The organism is Pseudomonas sp. NFACC42-2 (assembly GCF_900116055.1).
Classification (GTDB): Bacteria; Pseudomonadota; Gammaproteobacteria; order Pseudomonadales; family Pseudomonadaceae; genus Aquipseudomonas; species Aquipseudomonas marginalis.
In genome coordinates, this window is the sequence record NZ_FOZO01000001.1 from 410,951 (window position 1) to 433,730 (window position 22,780).

General features: G+C 54.1%; 22 protein-coding genes. 6 read left to right on the forward strand and 16 right to left on the reverse strand.

Translation table 11 applies throughout. From position 1 onward, the window contains the following. Window positions 1-3: 3 nt before the first annotated feature. A complete protein-coding gene (locus tag BM416_RS01800) occupies window positions 4-1,263 on the forward strand; it encodes an FAD-dependent oxidoreductase (protein WP_092484681.1) in 1,260 nt (419 codons plus the stop codon). A gap of 168 nt (window positions 1,264-1,431) precedes the next feature. Here the strand turns inward: BM416_RS01800 and BM416_RS01805 are convergent, their stop codons facing one another. From BM416_RS01805 to BM416_RS30535, 4 genes are all read right to left on the reverse strand, one after another. Continuing rightward, window positions 1,432-2,352, reverse strand: coding sequence for an ADP-ribosylglycohydrolase family protein (locus BM416_RS01805; protein WP_092484684.1), 921 nt, complete (start codon window positions 2,350-2,352; stop codon window positions 1,432-1,434). Between the two features lie 48 nt (window positions 2,353-2,400). Beyond that, entirely contained in the window at window positions 2,401-3,408 is a 1,008-nt protein-coding gene (locus tag BM416_RS01810) for a GlxA family transcriptional regulator (RefSeq protein ID WP_092357095.1), read from the reverse strand. Between the two features lie 315 nt (window positions 3,409-3,723). Further along, window positions 3,724-4,332: a LysE family translocator gene (locus BM416_RS01815; RefSeq protein ID WP_092484687.1), complete on the reverse strand. Its 609-nt coding sequence runs from the start codon at window positions 4,330-4,332 to the stop codon at window positions 3,724-3,726. A 281-nt stretch (window positions 4,333-4,613) separates the two neighbouring features. Next, on the reverse strand, window positions 4,614-4,772 hold the full coding sequence (locus BM416_RS30535) for a hypothetical protein (RefSeq protein WP_167361111.1): 159 nt from the start codon (window positions 4,770-4,772) through the stop codon (window positions 4,614-4,616). Between the two features lie 177 nt (window positions 4,773-4,949). Between BM416_RS30535 and BM416_RS01820 the strand changes: the two genes are divergently transcribed. The 5 genes from BM416_RS01820 to BM416_RS01835 all read left to right on the forward strand — a co-directional run bounded on the left by BM416_RS01820 (window position 4,950) and on the right by BM416_RS01835 (window position 10,316). Further along, entirely contained in the window at window positions 4,950-5,207 is a 258-nt protein-coding gene (locus BM416_RS01820; RefSeq protein WP_092484690.1) for a hypothetical protein, read from the forward strand. A 1,547-nt stretch (window positions 5,208-6,754) separates the two neighbouring features. Beyond that, entirely contained in the window at window positions 6,755-7,276 is a 522-nt protein-coding gene (locus BM416_RS01825; protein WP_092484693.1) for a hypothetical protein, read from the forward strand. 51 nt (window positions 7,277-7,327) lie between these two features. Next, window positions 7,328-7,831, forward strand: coding sequence for a hypothetical protein (locus BM416_RS30280; protein ID WP_139237724.1), 504 nt, complete (start codon window positions 7,328-7,330; stop codon window positions 7,829-7,831). Beyond that, a complete protein-coding gene (locus BM416_RS30285; RefSeq protein ID WP_139237725.1) occupies window positions 7,818-8,600 on the forward strand; it encodes a hypothetical protein in 783 nt (260 codons plus the stop codon). Before BM416_RS30280 ends, BM416_RS30285 begins: the two co-directional genes overlap by 14 nt. A gap of 609 nt (window positions 8,601-9,209) precedes the next feature. Beyond that, the gene (locus BM416_RS01835) at window positions 9,210-10,316 is read left to right on the forward strand and encodes a S1 family peptidase (RefSeq protein ID WP_092484699.1); all 1,107 of its coding nucleotides are present in this window, start codon (window positions 9,210-9,212) and stop codon (window positions 10,314-10,316) included. Window positions 10,317-10,406: 90 nt separating this feature from the next. On the opposite strand, the gene BM416_RS01840 is transcribed toward BM416_RS01835, so the two are convergent. From BM416_RS01840 to BM416_RS01895, 12 genes are all read right to left on the reverse strand, one after another. Further along, a complete protein-coding gene (locus tag BM416_RS01840) occupies window positions 10,407-11,540 on the reverse strand; it encodes a hypothetical protein (protein WP_092484702.1) in 1,134 nt (377 codons plus the stop codon). Between the two features lie 37 nt (window positions 11,541-11,577). Continuing rightward, window positions 11,578-12,852: a DNA-processing protein DprA gene (locus BM416_RS01845; protein WP_256577411.1), complete on the reverse strand. Its 1,275-nt coding sequence runs from the start codon at window positions 12,850-12,852 to the stop codon at window positions 11,578-11,580. A 41-nt stretch (window positions 12,853-12,893) separates the two neighbouring features. Beyond that, window positions 12,894-13,688, reverse strand: a complete 795-nt coding sequence (locus tag BM416_RS01850) for a DNA adenine methylase (protein ID WP_092484706.1) — start codon at window positions 13,686-13,688, stop codon at window positions 12,894-12,896. Window positions 13,689-13,835: 147 nt separating this feature from the next. After that, on the reverse strand, window positions 13,836-14,348 hold the full coding sequence (locus BM416_RS01855; RefSeq protein ID WP_092485569.1) for a lysis system spanin subunit: 513 nt from the start codon (window positions 14,346-14,348) through the stop codon (window positions 13,836-13,838). Beyond that, window positions 14,345-14,659, reverse strand: a complete 315-nt coding sequence (locus BM416_RS30725) for a ubiquitination-like system serine protease family protein (RefSeq protein ID WP_092484709.1) — start codon at window positions 14,657-14,659, stop codon at window positions 14,345-14,347. Before BM416_RS30725 ends, BM416_RS01855 begins: the two co-directional genes overlap by 4 nt. After that, entirely contained in the window at window positions 14,656-15,165 is a 510-nt protein-coding gene (locus BM416_RS01865) for a glycoside hydrolase family 24 protein (RefSeq protein WP_092484712.1), read from the reverse strand. Before BM416_RS01865 ends, BM416_RS30725 begins: the two co-directional genes overlap by 4 nt. 435 nt (window positions 15,166-15,600) lie before the next feature. Beyond that, window positions 15,601-16,440 carry a hypothetical protein gene (locus BM416_RS01875; RefSeq protein WP_092484718.1) on the reverse strand — a complete coding sequence of 280 codons (840 nt, stop codon included), beginning with the start codon at window positions 16,438-16,440 and terminating at the stop codon, window positions 15,601-15,603. Then, entirely contained in the window at window positions 16,440-18,311 is a 1,872-nt protein-coding gene (locus BM416_RS01880; protein ID WP_092484721.1) for an SGNH/GDSL hydrolase family protein, read from the reverse strand. The genes BM416_RS01875 and BM416_RS01880 overlap by 1 nt, the downstream gene beginning before the upstream one ends. Window positions 18,312-18,323: 12 nt before the next feature. Then, window positions 18,324-20,834, reverse strand: a complete 2,511-nt coding sequence (locus BM416_RS01885) for a phage tail protein (protein WP_175539023.1) — start codon at window positions 20,832-20,834, stop codon at window positions 18,324-18,326. Continuing rightward, on the reverse strand, window positions 20,818-21,276 hold the full coding sequence (locus tag BM416_RS30540) for an NlpC/P60 family protein (protein ID WP_175539024.1): 459 nt from the start codon (window positions 21,274-21,276) through the stop codon (window positions 20,818-20,820). The genes BM416_RS01885 and BM416_RS30540 overlap by 17 nt, the downstream gene beginning before the upstream one ends. Then, entirely contained in the window at window positions 21,273-22,133 is an 861-nt protein-coding gene (locus BM416_RS01890; protein WP_092484726.1) for a DUF2163 domain-containing protein, read from the reverse strand. The genes BM416_RS30540 and BM416_RS01890 overlap by 4 nt, the downstream gene beginning before the upstream one ends. After that, window positions 22,130-22,780 carry a DUF2460 domain-containing protein gene (locus BM416_RS01895; RefSeq protein WP_092484729.1) on the reverse strand — a complete coding sequence of 217 codons (651 nt, stop codon included), beginning with the start codon at window positions 22,778-22,780 and terminating at the stop codon, window positions 22,130-22,132. Before BM416_RS01895 ends, BM416_RS01890 begins: the two co-directional genes overlap by 4 nt.

Sequence of the window (22,780 nt, forward strand, 5' to 3'; positions counted from 1 at the left end):
CTGATGCACGACCCTGACCCTGCGGATATCACCGTAATCGGAGCCGGCATCATTGGCGTTGCCTGCGCCCTGCAGCTGGCGCGCCAGGGGCGGAAAGTGCGGGTGATCGACCAGCAGGCGCCCGGCATGGGCGCTTCCTACGGCAACGCCGGGCACCTGGCGACCGAGCAAGTGTTCCCGATCGCCGACCTGTCGATCCTCAAGCGCTTGCCCGCCATGCTTATGGACCCCATGGGCCCGCTGCGCCTAGACTGGAAATACCTGCCGCGCGCCCTGCCCTGGTTCATCCGCCTGCTGCTGAACCTGCGCCCGGCGAGTTACCAGGGCACGGTGACGGGTCTGCGCACGCTCAATGAAGCGAGCCTTGGCGCCTGGCAACGGTTGCTGGCCAGTATTCAGCGCCCGGGGCTGTTGCGCGAAGATGGCTCGCTGCTGGTGTTCGAACGGGCAGGCTCCCGGGCGGCCATCGATGGCTTGCAACGGCGCATGCAGGCGCAAAACGTGCCGGTGGATTTCTGGTCGGTAGATGCCATTCGAGGGGTTGCCCCGCAATTGAGCACCCGGATCCAGGGCGGCCTGTTTTTCCCGCGAACAGGACACTTCCTCGACCCTTACCGGTTGGTCTGCGAATTGGTGGAGGTGGCGAAGGCCAGTGGCGTGCAGTTCCTCCAACACCAGGTGCTGGATGCGCGGATTGAAGGCGATGGCATCACCGTGAGCACCGATCAAGGCACCTTTGCCGCCCGCCAGGTCCTGATCGCCTGTGACGCCCACTCGGCCAGACTCACCGCCGCCCTGACCGGCAAAAAAGTCCCGCTGGATACCGAACGCGGCTATCACCTGATGCTGCCCCATGAACAGCAGCGCCTGCCGTTTGCCGTCACGTCCCTGGAGCGCAAGTTCATCATGACACCGATGACAGGCGGCCTGCGCCTGGCCGGCACCGTGGAATTCGCCGGCCTCGACCGCCCGCCGAACATGGCGCGGGCGTGGCAGTTGCATCGGTTAAGCCAGGGACTGTTCCGTGAGGACCTGAGTGCAGCGGATGCGACGCCGTGGATGGGCTTCAGACCGTCGCTGCCGGATTCGCTGCCGATTATTGATCGGGTGTGTGACGGGAAGGTGCTGCTTGCGTTCGGGCATCAGCATTTGGGGCTGACCCAGGCGGCGGTGACGGCGGAGATGGTGGGGCAAATGGCGTCGGGGGCGCCTGTGCTTTCAGGGTTGCCGGCGCTAGGGGCGTATCGACTGGGGCGGTTTTGAGGTTCTTGTGGTGAGGGAGCTTGCTCCCGCTGGACTGCGCAGCAGTCCCCTTTTTGGGGCCGCTTCGCGGCCCAACGGGAGCAAGCTCCCTCACCACGGGGGTTACCGTTTGCTGTGCGACAGCGCTAAGCCGAAGATTCAGCGGGACCTCCCGTATTTGTACTGACTTCACTGAACGAGATTACCGGTCGAGGCCGCCAACAGGGCATCCGCCATGCCTTGGATTTCCTCGCGCATCCACAACTTTTCCAACCAGCCCTCGGGAATCGCTTGCACACCATAGTAAGCACCAGCCAACTGACCAACGATGGCTGCGGTAGTGTCCGCGTCATCACCCAGATTGGCCGCCATCAGCACCGCCGCCGCAAAGCTGTCGGTATGGTGGAAGCACCAGAGTGCGGCTTCAAGAGACGCCACGGCGTAGCCGGTGCCGACGATGTCATCACGGGACTTATCCAGGTAATTGCCCTGCGCAAGTGCGGCGACTTTGGCGGTCGCGAGGTCCATCTGCGCCAACTGCAATACCTGATCCTTTGAAACACCCTCAAGCGCATTGCTGATTGCCTGGGCCAGCACCAGGCAGCACTCGATTGCTTCCTGAGCAGCGTGGGTGGTGCGCGAGCTTTCGGCGGCGTAATGGCGGATACGTTGAAGGTCCGGAAAGTAAAACAGCACCACCGGTGCAAGGCGCATCAACGAACCATTTCCGGCGGAATACGGATCCGTAGAGCCTGAAAAGGGGTTTGCACTGTCTTGATACGCCGTTAGCGCCTTACTCACGGTCAGGCCAATATCGAAACAGTCGCCGGTGGAACTCAAATAGCCCCATTTCCACCAATTCAGATATCGACCCATCTGATCCGCCGCGTCAAAACCCTCTTTGCGCAACAGACTTTCGGCCAGGCACAGCGCCATTGAAGTATCGTCGGTCCACTGGCCGGGCTTGAGGTTGAATGGCCCTCCTCCCACCATATCGGTGAGCGGTGTAAATGTGCCACGGGGCATGAACTCCACCGTGGTCCCGACTGCATCGCCACAGGCCAAACCCAGCAGACTGCCGCGATAACGATCCGAACGTGTAAGAGACATGGGCCCTCCTTGAAAAATCATGCCGGCGCGCATAGAGCGACAGTCACTTTACTTGACCAACCGCTTCTCCTTGGAGGGGCGATATCCGAAATACGAGCTGTAGCATTTGCTGAAATGGCTCGGCGAGACAAACCCGCACGCCACCAGCACTTCCACCTGTGACAGTTCGGTGTGCTGCAACAGCCGGCGTGCTTCGGTGACGCGCAGTTCCATGTAGTAGCGCTGCGGCGTGGTGCCCAGTTGTTCCTTGAACAGGCGCTCCAGTTGGCGGCGCGAGCGGCCGGCGTAGACGGCAAGTTGGTCGAGTTCCAGCGGTTCTTCGAGGTTGGCGTCCATCAGCTTGACCACTTCGCGCAGGGGCGCGCTGACGCTGACGTTTTCGGTGGGTTTGATGCGCCGGTAACGCGATTCTTCAAAGGCCAGGATGTCTTCGATACCTTCGACCAGGGCTTTGTCGTGCAAGCTTTTGATCCAGTCCAAGGCCATGTGGAAAGCGCCGGAGGGGCTCGACGCGGTGAGGCGGTCGCGGTCGATCACGTAGGGTTCGCTGGTAACGTGGGTGGCCTTGGACACTTCCGCCAGGGCCGGGCGGTGTTCGGGGTGGATGGCGCAGCGGTAGCCCTGCAGCAGGCCGGCGCGGCCGAGGAACCATGCGCCGTTCCACAATCCCGCGAGGCTCACGCCCTGCTCGGCGGCCGTGCGCAGCAACTGGATGAAGGGATCGTCAGCCTTGAGTTCGGTGCGAAAGCCGCCGCAGATCACCAGCAGATCCAGGCCTTGCAGCGCGGGCGCATCGAGACGCGCGTCGGGGCGGATCACCAGGCCCAGGTCGCTGATGACTTCCCCGTCGTCACACCCGAAGGTGCGCGTGGCGAACAGATCAGGTCGCAGCAGGTTGGCGGTGACCACGGTGTCGAGGGTCTGGGTGAATGCCGGCAGGGAAAAATGTTCGAGCAGCAGGAAGCCGACGCGGGTGACCGATGCCGGCTGGGAGGTTTCGTTGAGGTAGCGCAGGTTCTTGCCTTTCATGCCACCACTGAACTGGCGTCTTTCCATCGAGGGTTGGCCCACTTTTATTGTTGATGCAATGGGCGCCATCTTAGGGGGAAAAACGCTGCCTGTCTCAGGCACTGATCTTGAAAAAACCACGGGCGCCAAAAGCCCGTGGCAGAACCCTCGCCAGCGCATCTGATACGGTTTTTTCTTTGCTATCTGCGCCTGTATTGAAATGCCGCCTGGGCGGACAATAGCCCACATCCCCACCCCCTTCCCTTCGGAGGCCTTATGACCAAGATGGCGATTTTCCTGTTCGGTTTTTTAGTGCTGACCATCGGCATCGGGCTGCTGGCGACCATCTCGCCGGTCTGACGCCTAGCCGGCAAACAACATCGGGTACAACGACAGCACCAACAGCCCGGCCATTGACCAATTGAACAGCCTCAACCAGCGCGGTTCGCGCAGCACATTGCGCAAGCCGCTGCCACACCCGACCCACACGCACACACTGGGCAGGTTGACCACGGCAAAGACCAGCGCGATCACCAGCACGTTGGTGACATAACCCTCGGCCGGCGTATAGGTGGTGATGGCCCCGAGCGCCATGATCCACGCCTTGGGGTTCACCCACTGAAACGCCGCCGCGCCCAAGAACGTCATGGGTTTGCCGTGCTCATCATTGCTATCGGACATGCCGCCCGCCGTGGCGATCTTCCAGGCCAGGTACAGCAAGTACGCCGCGCCCACGTAGCGCAACACCGTGTAGGCCCACGGGAATACCTTGAACACTTCGCCCAGGCCCAGGCCGACCGAAATCACCAGCAGCATGAAGCCGATACTGATCCCCAGCGCATGGGGCATCGAGCGACGAAACCCGAAGTTCACCCCCGAGGCAAGCAACATGGTGTTATTCGGCCCTGGGGTGATCGAGGACACGAAGGCGAACAGCACAAAGGCCGACAGCAGGCTGGTAGACATGGACATGGTGCGGCATCCGAGCGGTGTGGTAGGCCTGCGACAGTAGTGGGTTATGCCGCCCGGCGCCCCGTACAGCCAGGCACGGATCGAGGCATACACTTCAGGTTCAAATGGCTCCGGCGTTTTCACAAAGCTTTCACAGGCGCGGCCTTATGGTGAACCCAGCTCCTAATGAACATCCCTTTTAGCCCGTGCTCCCCATCGCGGGCTTTTCTTTGCCTGGGATTTATCCGGGGCAAAAAAAGAGGCAGGCCATTGTTCATGGCCAGCCTCCCGTTGACTGACTGTCAGCGCGGACCGCCACCAGGGCCGCCGCCTTGACCATGACCACCACCGCCATGGCCACCACCCCCGCCACCGCCCGGTGGCATGAATATCCAGCAGCCCGACAAGGTCGACAACAGCGCGACAACAACAGCCGCCTTGGTTAGGTAATTCAACTTCATGACAACGCTCTCTGCTTTACAAGGTTGGGTGTACGTCAAGTAGGACCGCGTTAAATGAAGTCCGTCATGGGTTTCGTGTAACGTCTTGGTAGGGTTTGTGTTGGGGTGGATACACGTCATTCGTTGATGCGAGTAAGGCCAACTTCGCTACCTGATCAGCACCAAAGGGAGAAGTCGATGAAAGAGTTTATACAGGGCCTCGATGGCCCCAGAACCGCCCAGCAGGAGTTGTTTTATGACCTGGACGATGCAGCTGCAGTCATTGGCTGGTCCGTGGTTGAACTGACAGCCCTGGCAAACAGCAGCAGGACGCCGAGTGAGGCGTTGGCGCTAATGAAGATCTGCACGTTGTTGGCCACTCAGCGGGATAAAATCGCCAGGTACGCGGGTGAAGTGAAGGCGCAGCGCATCAACAGGTCAGAGGCTGAGTGCTGAAGATTGAGGTCAGTACGCTCTAGAATGAGGGCCTCGACTCGGAAATCGTAGCCAGCCCTCGATCTTTACGTCAGTGAATAGTGCGAGCCAGCGGGAGCCGACTCGATCAGCTCATTCGACAGCAGCGTCAGGTTGAGCGTTTGTCGTCAAGATCATGTAGTTTTTTAACACCCTTCCCCGTCTTTCGCTCGTATTGATGATGAAAAAACCAAACGACCAAAAGTAGCATCGCCAGACCAAAAATGAATAGCAACAGCTCTATTGCGGGACCTTCGTGTGAAAACATTTTCGTTCCTCATCCTGAAGTAGCGTGACTTGAAAACAGCCACAACCGAAATTATTCGTAACAATACGAACATTTTCAGGGTAGTCGCCAACACGGGCCATGACAACCTTAAAAGCCTCCTGACCCTTGATCTAGACACGTCACTCGTCGAAAAACCCTTCGAGCGCGGGAGGAACAAGGCACAACGCTGTACACAACGGGAAGGGAATGGCGCCTGCACAGGCGGATGCGGAGGGAGGTAGATCGGCCTGCTCGAGAGGTTGGCACCCGGGCCTTTTCTTCCGCCCAATAAAAAACCCCGTAGACGTTAATCTACGGGGTTTTCAAGAGTGGAGGCCGAGGTCGGAATCGAACCGGCGTAGGCGGATTTGCAATCCCCAATTTTTTATATATAAATCAAAAGGTTGAATAAATTTAAATTCCGCACAATCGTTTTTTTAATGTGGTTGTGAAGCCCGCTGGCTGGGTGGCCCTCTTTGGGTTGCGGAACTATTTTTACTCTCCCTGGCTACCTGATGCTAAGCAAGAGATTCGGAGAGGCCATCGACTCCCCAGCTTTCAAAACACTGATTCCAATGGGTGACAGATCTTAGAATTCGCCGGTTTCAAGACCGCTATGCAGACTCAAGCTGGCTGCGACCCTAAGGGCCATAAGCGTTCCATTATCCGCAACAGCAGATCAGGCTACAGGCCGCATTCTGCAAGGCTTGAGGTTTCGGTTTTGGAACTGATCTGCCGCCTTGCTGACATAACTGTTGTAAACGCCGAGCCAAGCAGCTCCGCTTAGGAAAACGGACTTTTAAAGAGATCGTCGGAGGGTGAGCATATCCAAGATAACTAATTCGTTAGCATGATTGGGCGTCGATTATGATCGGTCACCCACAACTGCCGGCGACAGTGCTGCTAGCCCGCAGGGGCCGCGAACAGGCATAAGAACGCCAGGCTCGGAAGGGAACGTCACAACATGGACAGTGTGGCGGTGTAAAGCACTGTGAGTGCGCATCCCACTTTAACCCTAGCTGCTGCCGTGCAAACCAAAATAAAAATAGAAAATCAGAGCCATCAAGCCGACAGAGCTCCAAACTCTAAGGCGCACGCCACGTGTTGAAATTCTGCCGTCACCGGTACCCTCTCGAAAAAGTGTGTCTGCGTTTACTGGTAACGCATACTCTACATTGCAGCAAGAGTGGCCAATTGCTACTCTTACACATGTCGCGGCTTGCGACAGGCTGCTACTTAACAAGGACGACTGGGTGCTATAATGAATCAATTAATATTTCTGCTCGCAAAGCAATGGGTCGAAATTTTCCTTGTAAGACCCCTGGCAACTACAATATTAACATTAGCGATAGTGGCATCGGGGGCAGCTATCATAGTATATACAGAAGAATTCGATCGAAAAAAACAAGAATTAAAGAGACTTGAAAACAACACTTACGACAAACAACTTAAACAACTAAACGAAACCGAAAAGAATATACACCAACTTTTGGAATTTGTAAAAACCCAACAATTAGCGCTTCGTGACACAGAAGATGCAATCACTAAGCTAAAGTCCGAAAAAGAAAAGCTTCAACCCCTAATAGAACTAGATAAAGCAGCTGTTGAAGCTATATTTTTGGCTCAAGAGGAACGCGCTAGCGCTTCCATTTGGAGAGAGCGCACAATTGGCTTCGCGATCGGCCTAGTTGCCTCACTAATTGCTTCATTCATATGGTACATCGCACTCATTCTTACCAACAAAATAAAATCTCAACCATTGCCCAACGACACATCTAAATAAAATTCAAAACAGGCAGAATCAAACTCAACAAAAAAATTTAAAAGGATGATTATGAGTATCTTAGTTAACGACCACATATCGATATCAGAAAAATTAAAAAGTTTTGGCCTCGCCCTACCCAACGGACTTACAATCATCCCAAGCAATTTAGCTACCGCAAATTCCTTAAACGAACTCCGCCAACAGGTGGAATCGGACACAGTAAGAACTTTATTACGACAAAATAATATTACTTATTACGAGCTATTCGAAGAAGAAGATCAGCCGCCCTACTTACAACAATACAGCTTCGAATGGTACGGCCCTACCCTAATTATATCCGCTGGACTTTTAACACAGGACCCCAATGCACTTTCAATAACCCTTGGACTTATCACCAATTACTTATATGATTTATTCAAAGGTTCAAAAGGAGGGAAAGCTTCACTTGACGTCATATACCAAAATAAAGACGGCAGTTGCAAAGAAATCCACTATAGCGGTCCACATGAAGGTTTACCCCAAATCTACGACATAGTTAAAGAGCTGGAGAAAAGCCAAAATGCAACTAATTGAAATAATAAACCACTTTAATTCCGGAGTTAACGAAACAGAGTACTTACTATCTCCAGCACGCTCTAGTAAACTGCAGTTACAGCAATGTTATAAACTCGACAGTCTTATTTATCAGGCCGCTAGTCTTAAAGACCAGGCAGCAGCCCGAGAAAATGAAGGCAATGCCAACTTATTCCTAGGATTTATGTGCGCACTCGGCGGACTGCGCTCTGAGTTGTTGATGTGGATCTTTTTAAAAAAAGATATGCCTAATGAAGCTTGGGATTGCTTGGTATCAGCTCAAATGGGACACTTAGATGCGACTCGCTCCGATAAAGGCTTTTCACATTTAGCTGAAAAAATTCAGTGCTTGGAAGATCTGGAGGAAAATCTCTTTCCACCTCAAGCTTTCCTTAGCGCAGGCTTCGTATCAAACCGACTTGACTGTTCAATATGCCTCCAGCGCTACTCTAAATGCGATCACTTACGTGGAAAAGCGTATCTAGGACAGTTTTGTGAAGTCATCCACCGAGATCCTCAGGGTGACCATGTAGCCCTAGTAGATATTCCCGCTGACAAACGTTGCCGAGTAACATCATTTAAAACTGAAACAGGATTCAGAGACAAACTAACATGGGAGATAGAGCCATACTCCGACGGCGAAAGTTACGAAGACAATAACAAACTAGAAACAAAGTCCACTATCATGGTATTTAATCGTTACCCTTATTTAGAGCCTACAATTAACATATTGAGTCCCGAAACCCTTTTAGCAATCAATACAATATAACCTCACTAAAACTCACCACAAAACCTGTTATCGAAAGTTTTACGAGCATAGGATTTTTTTGTAGAACCGAAAAAATCCAAAACTATAAATTAAAGTCGTAAGAAGCGGGAACATATATTATATTAAGACTTTAGCTAATGACGAGTTGACGATGGGGCACCTAAATAATGCAATCGATAGTCTGTGATAGCCTGAAAGAGTGATTCAGCTTGAAGACGCAAGCGATTCACTTCCGCCTCTGGCAGATTCGCAGCCTGAGCCTCATGGAACTGCCTAAGTGCGTCGACAGCCTGCTGAACAATTAGGTGCTCCGCATCGGTCAGCTCAGTTAATCCCTTCATAAACAAACTCCATATTTGCAAAACCGGAAGAAGCCCTGGCAATAGAATTATACCGATAACGGTTCGAACTGTGAACTTCCGGCCCAATAACATCGCAACTATTTGATAAACATAAAGAAAATTAGCTTACCTTCAAAATTTTACATTTACACACCTCGATTTGGAACTTTTTTTGCAAAGCCAACGACTAAAAACGCCAACTGAACAGCATTAAATCAGAACCTTTAAGTAAACTTTTATAAATTTAAAACGTCATTCGGAGTAATTTATGAGCGATAAACTAAGAGCACTATATCAGGAGTTCTCCGTGGCAATGGCATACGTTGCTATTGAGCAACCGGATGGCACTGAGGGTATAGGTTCAGCATTCCATGTTGGAGATGGTGTCTTCGTAACTGCAAGACACGTAGTCGATGGAAACAAAATCCTTGATATAGCGACAGTAACTAGATCCTATATCCCTCTTAGCGGAGAGGATGCTGAAAAATCCGACGTTACAGTCATATCAGGCAAAACGCAGTTCAAAGCACATTCAATAACCCCTTCAACATTAACGATTACAAAGGGGCCTTTTTTTCATGAAGACAAGGATATAGATATTGCAATTTTCAAAGTATCAGGGCTAGATCCATATACACCAGCAATTCCACTTGGCGACCACTTAGATGATTGGCTAGGCATAGATGACTTTGTACTAACCGAGGTACTTGTACTAGGTTTCCCACCTGTTCCGTTCGCGCGGCAACCAACTCTCATAGGTGCGCGCGGAGAGGTTAATGCCCTGATGGATCTACGCCACTCACGTCATGTACACTTTATTGTTTCCGCAATGCCTCGGGGAGGCTTTAGCGGAGGAGTAGTAATAACAAGCGATGGAATTGCGCTAGGAGTAATTACTCAAAGTCTCGTTATGAATAGCCTGCCTGAGCAGTTAGGATATATGGCTGTTCTATCTGTTGAACCTATCTACAGTTGCTTAGCTCAACACAAGCTTCTTCCAGCCGCACAGGACGAAATTTGGGATGGCTTCTGGAACGCGAACATTTCATGGCACGCCAAACCAAAATCCAACGAAGATCACGAGAGATTATCTATAACTACGCTGGACGATGGGAGGAACTTACTATTCTCTGTTTTTGCCACTTCTATGCCAGACAGGAAAGAAGTACTACAACTAGTCAAACAATGCGAAAATCTAAAAATTGTTAGTGAGGAAGACAATCAAGGCAAGTACACCTTCAGCTTTGAACCGACAGAAAATAGCTCGCAAGCTCTAGAAAAATTGGCTGACGATGCGCTAACATTAATAACAAGTTTAGAATACGTAGATCAAAATGAATATCTCCTTGCGAACTCCAAAGACCTTCCTTTTTAAATACACACAAAGACCGAGCATCCACAATGCCGAACACTTAGGCCTCAGAAAGCATCCAACATACAAAGCAAAAAGAATTGCAGGGGGGTGTCAAGGAATAAGAGCAAGAAGATTTTGCTGGGTATCTTTATTTGCAACTCCGTTAACTATCCCCTGAGAGTCGACCGAATAGCCACCTTTCGATATAGGCATATACGGATCCGTCTTAATAGATATCTGATACTGCCTTAGTTGATTGCCAAACTTCCCTAAAGCTATTCCCGTGACTGACGCTGCCCCTGCTGCCATAAGAAATGCCGCTGCCACACCGAAAGAAACACCATATGTTGTACAATCATCCACAACAATGACATTTTTACCTTTCAACTTACCTTTATAAAATGAATTTAGATGAATAGTTTGAACTTGTTCGGAAGGGTCGGTCCGATCTCCCCCTCCTCCTTTTGAACGTTTTGCTGAAGCGGTGTGCCGAATAAAAAGAGGTTGACCTCTTTTTGAAAAGTGAACTCTCGAAACAGTAGTTCGCAAGCGGTGAGTAAAGTCGCTCAAAACCTCACTATCATTATTCGAACTATTTGAGGAAGGATACACTCCCCACATCAAGCTGTCCGTCCTCCCGATACCTGCAATAAGTAATGAGCGGGCAGTAACAGCTAGCAGAGCATTTAATCGCCCTCCACCATTTTTTACTGTAGACGTGAGTTTTTTTCCAAACTCTTGTTGAGTTATATCTTTCCCATATTCAGAAAGATCGGCGAGCGCCAAAATATTATAATTATCAGCTTTTGCTTTGTACCACCACTCCCCCCTCCAGCTTTCGGTAAGCTGTATCACTTCCCTGAGTTGATTATAATCATCAACACGTATACCTAAATTACGTACCTGTTGCGCTGTTGACCAACCCGCAGCGACAAGCACTGCACCTCCATTCTTACCCATTTGCACATCTTCATCTTTTACAGCCAAAACGATTACATCATAGCTATTAAGCTTAAATTTAATCGCATTTCTGGAAATAACCTCTCCATTCTGACGTCCCTTACATTGCAGAAATTGGACGCCCGTATTTGCGAAAGACTCCGCAAACCACGCAGGTTCTTCTCCATTAGAAACAAAACCGACAGGATTTTTCGCTGCACGGGTGTCTGCAATAACCTTGACCAACTCAGGATCTACTCGGCCATTGCGAATTACAAAATTTGGAGAAGACATTAAGATAAGCACTTGTTCATCCTTTTTCAAATACCATATTATTTAAATTTTATATTTTTAACTTAAACTGCTTACCCTCCCCTTCGTTTTTTTTGTCGGACAACCTTTCTATATCTTTGCTCTCCAAACCCGCACCATCAACTGAACCGACATTTCTTTTATCATCGCCAGCTGACTCTTCATTATTTTCGCCGCTACCGACTACCTGCTCACCCTCGTTATAATCTGCCAGAACCATGCCTTTATCAAATAAGTCGAAGCCATCACTACTTACATCTTGAGAGTGGTCTGCCGAATCAAAAAACAGATCTTCACTTAAATAGTTATAAATACAATCATCGAGTCTCGATATCTCACGGGGCATCTCAAGTGATATCGCGCCAAATTGACTCTCAGAATAGCTTAATTCTGGTTTGGAATTGTACGTAAGCGGCATATAAAGATTAACAATAGCTTTTTCGTACTTGGCTGCAAACCTTACAGTATGAGCAGTTCCACTTTTTATCCCCCATTCAACAGGAACTAACAAGTCGCATAATGCCGCCTGCAGCCTATTCCTGCGGATAAAGTTTTCAGCGCTATAAGACTGATGTGGTAAATATTCAGAAACTATAGTACCTCCACCATCCAAAATCCTCCTTCTTAACTCCTCCGATCCTTTTGGATAGTTACCCAGAATGCCGGTCCCTAGTACTGCGATAGTTTTTAAAGCGTATCGAAGCGAGCCTTGGTGAGCCAATTGATCGACCCCCATTGCAAGACCACTTACAGTTACACACTTAAACTTAACTAGGGCTGCAAGTACCAATTTAGATAGGAATACTCCGTCATCGCTCGGTTGTCTAGTACCCACAATCGCTACAGACTTACAAAAAAGAGGTGCTAAATCTCCTTGTACGAAAATCCAGTAGGGTGCATCCGGAATATTCCTCAATTTCGGTGGAAAGCCTATCTCGTCTTTGAATATTAACCTGATATTATCCGCAAAAAGGCTTCTTGCTAAACTGAGACCTTTTTGCCATAGGGCATCTTGTTGCTCGGTAATACTTACTACGCCATCGGAGCCATCGTAAATTTTATCTACAAGTTTTCCTTCAGGATCCTTTAAAACCTCTTTAAAACTAACACCAGATTTTGCAAGCTTATAGAGAGTCCAAAACCCAACTCCTTTCAAAGAAGATAGAGTAAGGAAAGCGATCTTTTCGTTCCGCCAATATTCGCGATTTTCTAGTGACACATCAGCCGCCTTCATTGACTCTGTTGCCCTCGTCCCTGCCATGCGAATCCTAACGTAGTCAATTGCTGCAGGGAGGGCAAGAAACATTTTCTGCCCTTTTGATTTGGGGCATTGCTCGGTTATCTCTGTCAGATAAGCCTACCCCATGTGTCAGGGGTCCAGTTCATAATAATCAGCTCGCCACTCGGCTCCTGGCATGATCGCCTATGGTTTGAATTACTGTACTTTATACTCAGTCTCTCATGATGGAACCCCCGAAACACCTCTCTGATACTGGGATGATCATTGATGCTGACCATCACCTTGCCCTTGCAGCTGCGCATAAAATTTGCCATCCGCTCGTAATTTTCAAAGGGGAAATTCCCGCCATAGCCTGCCGTCTGCCAATAAGGTGGATCCATGTAGTGGAAGGTATGCGCACGGTCATACCGTTCAGCGCAATCAAGCCAAGGGAGGTTTTCGACATAAGTGCCGGACAGTCGCTGCCAAGCGGCCGAGAGGTTTTCCTCAATCCGCAGCAGGTTGATGGCAGGGCCAGTGGTTGCGGTTCCAAACGTCTGCCCCGTCACCTTGCCGGCAAAGGCGTGGTGCTGCAGATAGAAAAAACGGGCAGCGCGCTGGATATCGGTCAGGGTTTCAGGACGGGTCATCTTCTGCCACTCGAACACCTGGCGGGAGCTAAGCGCCCATTTGAACTGGCGCACAAATTCTTCCAGGTGGTTCTGCACCACGCGATACAGCGTCACCAGGTCGCCGTTGATGTCATTAAGGACTTCAACCGGCGCAGCCTGAGGACGCATGAAGTAGAGCGCGGCGCCGCCGGCAAACACTTCGACATAGCATTCATGGGGTGGGAAGAGCGGGATAAGGCGGTCGGCCAGTCGGCGTTTGCCGCCCATCCAAGGGATGATGGGGGTGGACATAAAAGCAAGACCTTTGCTGTATGAATAAACAGTGCTAGGCTCATTTCGCTTTGTGCACGAAGCAGGAGCCTTGGCTGGACTTGCAGGGGAATTCTGCGGGAAAGGTGGCCGTGCTGGATGTTGACGCATCCTACCCGGCCGCTCCTTTTACTTCGGTTTAGAAACTTCTTGTGCGTAGGTTTGGCAGGCTTGCAGGGCGATCAATCCTTGGTCGCCGGCATCGGTGATTCCGATAATTCGTTGAGCATGCGCTGGGTCAAGTTTGGCTCGACGGGCTGCATGAACCACGCCGACGGTGCTGGGGGTGGCAAACACGTTGCAGCCACTGGCTGGGTCCTTGGCGTCGAGAAGGACTGACAGCCGTACATCAGCAGTAGCAAGACGGTCACGCAATAGAGCCTGATTACGTTTGGCATCGGACAGTTCTCGGGTGCGTAGTTGATCGGAGACAGCGAGTTGTTGCTCTGTGGCCAGGTGCTTGTCCTGCTCGGTCTGCTGCTGGCGTAGCGCGGCCTGAGTCAGATTGTTTAGATCGTCAGCCTGCAGCGCGGCCTGGCTCGCAAGCTGCCTCGCGTAACGCCAGGTTTGGACCTGCCAGGCCGCACCGAACGCAATGGTCATAGCGATCAACAAAACTGCCAATTTCTGTGGTGTGGTCAGCATTGGTCGTCCTCCCAATCGGGTAGATCGACGGTTCGCCCGGCCAGATGATGGGTGCAGTCATCAAGAAACTGTATACGCCCACCGGTCACGAACGAATGGCAAACCCTCGGGCCGTCCGACCAGGTGTATCGGACCAGAATGCTCGGCGTGAACGTCGGCGCCTCCACATTGCCATTCCACCCCCACCGTGGCCCGAGGCCATTTCCATGCGATACACCATGGGCGATGTCACAGCCAGGGCACGAGAAATACAGACGGCCCTCCTCGGCCTGGGCCAGACAGCGTGACACTTTCCGTAATGCCGTCATGACAGTGCTCCACCCGCCAGGCGGTACTGCTGGATCAAATCGGCAAGCCGGTGTTCACGCTGGCCATACCCTGCACCAGGCAGGCTTGCCCAAATATTTCGGCACTTTTCGACGGCGGTTTCGACCCGGCCTGAATGCACGTCCGGTAACGCGCGGCATTCGCGGATGTGTTGCAGAGCAAGCAGATCCTGGCTGATCGGACTGAAGTCAGGCAGGGCCAGCAACGTTTGGTAATACGGCCAGTCCTTCAGCATTTGCTGGTATCGGCCCGAGGCATTAGATGTCAGGCCCTTGCTGTTGATGACCTTCGAGCGGCGTCCCTTTGCGAACGGGTGATCACTGAAATCCGTGAAAATCTCAGGCTTCCTGTCGATGCCCGTCACAATGACGTCGTAGCCATCCAGGGCAGTGGCTGGCGATGTGCTGGTCCCCTCGGAGAAAGCGAGCATGTCGAGGAAGGCCAACGCATTGCGGCTGCCCGCTTGAGTGGTTGAGAGTCGTGCCATAGCCTTTTCTCCAGACGAAAAAAACCCGCACAACGGCGGGGATTAGAGGTGAAATGATCTCTGTTGAGTTTGTTTTAAACGGTGCTGTATTCAAACGAATGAGGCCAGGAAGCTCGTCGTGATAAGAAGTTCCATCCCGTTATTAATTGACAGCCTTGGCGGCAGGGCACATCGCTATCATCTGCGCCAAATTAACCCTACAAGGAACGCGTCAATGGTGTTGAGACCCACCAAAACTACCAATCACCACGGATGGGTTTGGGTCTACAAAAAAATCAGACGTCTTGGATTCTCTCGATTCAATGCTTGGTACAGAGCAAGCCTTTACGCTCTCAGAGGAGACACCGGAACTTTCAGGTTCAAAAACGGTTGGGAAAAATTCCGCTTCCGCCGCAAACCATGAGTTGCGGCGGGCTTATAGGTTTACCTGGCCAGCTATGGGAAAGTCGACGGTGCGGTGAAAGTGTCTCCAGCAAACCGGCCACCTGCAGCGAAAGCGGCATCCCATAACGCCTTGTCGAGGGCGTCGACGTCAGCGTAGGTTCGCCCCGACACGGTCAGATCCTCGCAGTAGCCGCGATAGAAAATGTCCGAGGGGCATTGATTGGTCAGCGCGGAACCAGATCCGCCATTACCGAAAATAATGCTCCCGGCCGCTGCCGCAACCGTATCACCACTCCCCGCAGACGCTCGCATCGAGGAGTACCGGTTGGCCACGGCGTTAGCACCGCCGACGACGTTGTAAAGCCCGGAAGCCTTGCCGGTGTTTCCGGCGCCACTCATGTACCCCAGGAAGTTACCGCCGCTACCGATCTCCATGTATCGATGCCCCGTAGAGAGCGCAGCACGTGTGCGATGTGCCCATACCGAAAAATAGAACAGGTGGGTTTTGTTCGCGATGATGTAGTCACGGATCGCTGTTGCGACATTGATCTGTGAGCCATGACCGCTCACTGTGTTGTTCACTTGGCTGTAAATGGCGTGCAGGCCCTTCCTGGGCGTTCGCTCAAACAATGCGTCGGCCGCGACCGCGTTGCTGCTGAACACCCCGGCCAAGCTGCTCTCGGTACCCGCACCAAGCACCGCTGCCGCTTCGGCGTAAGCGATGTTGGGAATGGAGGCTCCAGCTGCCGGCACTCCGCTCACACCACCCAAGCTATGCCCCAAGTCGAACAAATACAGCGACCCCGCACTCAGCAACGCATCGGAGCGCAGAATGGGCAACGTCGTATCGGTAAAGGTGATGCCATCCAGTACGGTTTTTTGTCCGGCCATTACCAGGACCTCCGGTTAATTTCGTAGGCGATGCGACGGGCGATATGCCCGTTGCTGATCGTGGTGTTGTGAATGATGTCCAGCCGCAGTGAACGCGGAACCACGCCCTTGGCCACGTCGTCCAGATCGTCGGCGCTGCCGTCGTTGAACTGCATGAGCCACTCGCGGATCTTGATCACGCGATCGCCGTACTCGGCGGTGGCCCAATCCTCCAGGGCGACACAATTGTTGTAGGTGGCGGTACCAACACCCTCCCCTGTTGAAGTACCCGGTGTCGAGTTGCCGCCAAGCGGCGGCGTGATAATCAGGTAGCGTTTTTCAACGGTTTTCTGCACACCCACCATGGCTCGAATGTCGGCCTTGATCTGCTCGATGTTGTCGAGGTTGTTGCGGCCCATCCAGATAATCTCTGTGTAAAACCCGTCGCCGGGCACGTCGGGTACGAACGGCGACTTGGGCGCGCTGTATCGGGCGTCTCCGGCGGTATCCCGAGCAAACGTGTAAACGTCAGACGAGTCCCCTGTCTCACTGTGCGTGCACGTCAGCGTCCCATGGATGCCGCCCAAGGTACCTGGCAACGTGTAGGTCCCCGAATTGGTCGCGGGCGTGGACAGCAACAAGGTGCTCAACGCCGTGACTGTCACCGAACCCGAGGCCGGGATCTGGTTGTCAGTGACGGTCAGCAGTGCGGTACCAGCACCGAAGCGCGCGGCGATCTGGCGAGACGTCTGGCCGCCAATGCCGCCATTCACAATGGTCCGAGCACTGATCAGTGGCGCCAGTTGCTCCCGCCAGGTGACCTGGCTGCTATTGGCTGTCAGGGAATCCCCTACACACAGCAGGTCGTGAACCGGTTTGAGGTACTCGATCCCTGTGACATCGGGGATATGAATATCAAAATTCCCCACCGTTTTGCCGGCTGTGGTGATGCCCAGCGCAATGCGGCCAACCGCATCAACAACGGCCCAGACATAGCCGGACTCTGGGCTCAGTTGAACCGCAATGAAGCCCGACAGATCGGCCCCCAGCGCTTTGCGAGGTACGGCACCGGTGCCGAGCAAGAATTTCCCGGTAACGGTACCGTCCACTCGAAGAGCCAGACCAATCCGGCCCAGGGTATCGATCACTGCCCACGCGTATCCCGACTGAGGGTCCAACGCCTTGGCGATGAATCCGTCGAGGTCGAGCTTCAGCGTGCTGCGATCGACGGTGCCGTCGCGCAGCATGAACTTACCCACGAGTGAACCATCCACCCGGCACCCCAACGCCATGCGTCCAACCGAGTCGACCAGCGCCCAGGTGTAACCGGACTCTACGGCCAGTCGAACAAACCGTAGCTCCAAGCCGTTAAACGTGCCGCTCTCAACTGCCGAGGTGCGCACGTCTATCTCTGCGATGTAACCCACCGACGGGTCATCGGAGACGTGCCTGGCCTCCGTTGCACTGACCCGCACATACAGACTGCGCGATATATCTGGCGAGGTGGGTTCGACGTAAAAAGACTGGCCGTCGACCGTCGCTAGGAGACCTGCAGCGACAGTGGCATGCACTTTTCCATCGACCATATCGCGGTTGAGACGATCAATTTCCGCATTGATCATATCCACCGGATCACTGGTACCTATGCCCTGCAGCAGCGGCGCTCGGTACCCCGCATAACCGATCTGAATATCGATGCGGGCCGCTGTGGTGTAGAAGAACACCCGCGCACTGGCATCGGCATGCATGGGGTTGGCTAGAACCACGGTCGCCGCCGCATCGGAAAACAGCGGCGCCAACGTCTCACTCCCGGAGACAAGCACACTCACCGTTGCTCCGGGCAATAGCACGCCGTCTTCAGCCCTTGCGGCAAAGAATTGAATAGGTTGCATGATGAGTCTCTATCAGGTGTTGAAGGTGATCGCCGGGGCGAAGTTGAGTTGACTGCGTACACTGCTCCAGGTGTCGTACGCTGCAGCGCAGAGGTAATACGTGGTGTCTGGCGTCAGTCCCGTGATCTGCCCGGTGCGTGATACGCCTTGATAGCCGACCGTTCCTGCAGTTGCCGGATCAAAGTCTTCCTCTGTCGAATACACAAACACATAGCCCGCCGTGTCTGCAGCTGCACTGGCCGCGCAACTGACATCCGCGGTGGTGGTGCCAGTGACCGTGGCGGCGGTTCCCGTAACGGGCGCCGGCGCCGTATTGGTGACCAACAACGACACCAACTGTGCCTGGCCTGCAGCGTTGCGCTCGATGACCTCCACCCGATAGCTGCGAATGAGCGCACCATCCACCAGCGCATCTTCACGTTGGTACGTGAATGCCGTGCTGGTGGTCGCCACCTCTCGCAGGAGGGCATTACTGCCCGCGTGACGAACACGTACCAAGCGATCCTCGGCACGAGCACCGGCCACCCAGCTGACGGTGAAGTACGGCGCCTCGAAGGCACCCACCAGGGCGAGGTTTTGCGCGGTATCAGGCGCTACCCGAGCCGGCGACAACGTGACGCTGTAGGCAGTGACATCCGCCAGATCCTCAAGCGCTCGACCAAACACGTTAAATGAGCGGAACTTGACCCAGACAGTCTTGCCGACCTGGTCGGACGTGTAGCTGTACTTCCAGACCGCATCATCCAACCGCACAAAGGGTGAACCGGCCGAGTGACTGGAGATGGCCGTGCTCAGACGTCCGCGTCTCAGATAACTCAGCTCATAGCCTCCGACGCCCGTGAGTACCGCGTCTCGGTAACTCAGCAACTCACCGGCCACCCAACACAGCGTGGCGCCACTGTCCGCTTCGGCGGTCGTGGCCGCTGCCAGCTCGGTCGCCGCTGCCAGTTGTACCGACAAGGTGTTGACCGTATCGGGGTCGCCTCCGGATGCGAGCGTTGCGGTCAGCTGACCCATGCGCGCCCTGCCGTAAATCGTCTCCGCTAACCGATAGCTGTCGCCATCAGCGCTGATCCAGATCTCACAACCGCCCCAGGCCTCACCCACACCGGCAACACCGCCCCAGATCTGCAATGTGCCGGCGGGCAGCAAGCTCTCGGGTGGATTGAACATGATGGGCGCCAGGACAGGACCAGGCGCGACGTTCTGATTGCCCTGATAACCGCTCTTACTCTGCACCGGGTAATTCGGGGCACTGCCGACACCCAGCAACGCATCCTCGGCCACGATCGCCAACTTACCCAGTTCGTCCTCCTCAACCGAAATCAACCGGACCAGGCGTTGATGCAGGTTCAAGCCAGGCTCAGTGATCGTCACCAGGTCCATAGGTTCGAGGAGCACATGCTGCCAGCCGAGGGAGAACTCGTATTCATTGCGCACATACAGCTTGCGTTGCACCAACAACTGCGCCGCATGGGCTCCAATGGCGATATTGCAGATCTCGTACGCTTTGATGGTGTCCATCGGCTTGGAGCCAAACTGCTCAATGGCAGCCTGATCAGGCGCACGCACCACGTCGGTGTTGTACTCGTGATCACGATCAAGGATCTCCAGCGACACTTCATTGTAGCTGTCGGCCTGGCTCTTGATCTTGAGCGAGACCGGAGGCTCACCGTCCTCAGAAAGAAAATCGTCATCGGTCAGATCCGCCACCGGCGTGATGTTCGGAAACCACGTCACGCCGTTACCGGTGACGGCCTGGTCGCCGTAGGGGATCACCTTGAGTTGACCGGCGGACCACACCAGCTCACTGTTGGTCAGTTGCAACCAGCGCGCGATCGCCTCATTCGCCGGCGACTGTTCGTCGAGTACCGGACTCAAGAGTAAGTTTTCCGCCAAGCAATAGTTGCGGTAGTTCGACATATCCGCGACCCATGCCGGGGTAAAACCGATACCGTCCAATGGATCGAGCAACAGCCCGGGCAGGAAATCGCCCGGGTTGGCATCCGGCAGCCCGGGCACTTGATAACGCCCGTCCACCTCAAAGGTATGATTCTGGACGCCGGCGTTATCGTTTAGCAGGTACCTGCTGGAAAACACGTAGGCCGTATCGGAATAGGCAATCGCTTCGGCAGGGTGGCGAGTTTGAAGAAAACCCCACACGGTCTGATCATGAGTGCCATTGGCGTAGTTCAAACCCACTTGAGCAAGCGATGTGAATACTTCCTTGTCGCGGAAGACACGGTGAATGGCACCCAGCGGCCCACGCCCGACCGCAAGGATCAGCGCCGCATAATAGGTATAGGTCGTGTCTTTTTGAGTAGCCCCGCCCCCGCCTTTACCTCCCGACTTTTTCGTCGTGGTTTTGGCGACCGCTTCGAAGTCACTGTAATAAATGAGATTAGGACTGACGCGATTGCGGCCTGCGATCCAGGCGATCGGCTTGCCACTCGCACTGCTCTGGATCTGCAGCGCGTTGATGCGCGTTGCGCTGTTGGAAATGGTACTACTGCTGCCCCCCATCGCTGACTCCATATCGGTTAAGTGTGTAATAACGCACGGTGTGGCTGGAGAGCCGCTCCTCGCGCATATCTGCAAACTCGACGCCGATGTCCCGATAGGCGTGAATGATGCGATGCTCATCGACCACCACCGCGCCGTGGCTGAAGGTCCGGCCGAATTTCCAGACCGCGACATCGCCACGCTGTGGGACGTCGATCTGCCGGCCGTACAACTCCAGCCAACCCAGGTAGCGTTCCTCGCTGCGGTGCAGGTGCCAGTCCTGGGCATACGCCCCGGGATCGATCGAGGGAATCAAACCGGCGGCGTGATACACCTCAATCAGCAACCAGGCGCAATCGACGCCGACGCCGAGCAGGTGCTGCCGGTGCTGGTACGGCGTGCGCAACCAGCGCTCAGCCTGCGCGACCACGGCATCACGCTGCAGCACTTCGAACGGGCTCATACCGATGTCTCCGCGACGGGAATGAACGGCATCCCCCGGTACCGCGCTCGGTTGCCGAATTTGTTGGTGCAGGCATCCAGCGTCCGTGGGCAACCCGGGTAAATCAGAAACTGATCACCTGCCACTGGCACGCCTGGCAGCCCCAGGATCATCGTCACGGCGCCATCGGCAGTGAATCGGCGTACGGTTCTTGTCACACCTGCATTGGCACCGTTCACAAAACGAATCACGCCCTGGTCGAACCAGCCCTGGGTGGCGGGCACATTGGAGTTCACACGCAGGGCCGTGCTGCCGCCCTGGACCACACCCACGGTTTCAAATAGGGCACGGTTCACCCCGCAATCGGCGCTGTACACCGTGCGCAGGCACGAGGGCTGATAAACGCCCCGGGGCACCTTGGTATCCAGCAGCTCGATCGGCGACTTTACTGTCACCGTCGCCTGCTCGCGGTCGGCAGGATCCACCTCCGCGACTCGCCCGATAAAACGAGTGACCGTGCCCACCACGGGCGACCGCCAGTCCGCCATAAACGCTCGGACAAGGTTCAGGGTGGCCCCGTCAAAACCGCCGCCGGCAATGAATGGCAGCAAGGGCTCGCCGAACACGGTGTCGTCCATGCCGGCGGTAAAGGTCACGTTCAACGTGTCGACCTCAATCCCGCGCACCGCACGTACGCCGGTGCGCTTGATCAGAGGCCCGCTGGCCGAGTAGTTCTGTCCGGCGTAGAAGATCTGCAAACCCGCATCGGTGTAACGCAGCACCTGGCCGCTGGCCAGGGCAATCGTGTACAGATCCGCCATGACGAAACTGCGCGCCGTGGCCAGAAATGATTTCAGTTCAGGTGTGGCATCGATCATGGCTTGATACTCGTGAACGCGATGTTTTTGAGCTCCCAAATCGCGCGATAAGGCTGAGCCCCGTCGAGCGAATCGGCCTCGAAAGCACAGCGAAAATAAAACGCCCCACTCCACACCAGCGCCGCGTCAATCGGAGGGGCCACCGTAAAGGTGATGCGCCCCAGCTCATCCACAGTGAAGGCTGAAGTAGGAGCACCACTGACAGTGACGACGTCCACATTGACGACCCCGTACACCGGCTCCACCCAGTGACCGATCTCCCGGGAAAGCTGGAATGTTCGCGTGGTGCCGTCCCCGGTGCCGAAGCGCTGAAGCGTTACCAGGTGATCACTGCGGTCAAAGAACAGGAACTCGCCGAATTGCCCTTTGCGCTGGTTAAAAAACTCAATCAGCCTCGACCACTCATCCAACCCAGGGCGCTTGCGCACGGCGTTGTAACTCAGCTGGAAAGACCACAGCGGCGCCGGGTAGTACGCCGTTGTCCGGCGTCGACCACTGGCAGCTTTCTGCACTCCGGTACTCCACTCAGGTGCTTTTTTTGAAAGCAGGGTTTGCCCGGGCAGGCGCGGCAGAACACCTTCCGCCGCCGCGCCCATATCGGGGTAACTGGCGATCCAGCGCGCTGGCCAAAAAGGTCCTAACGACAT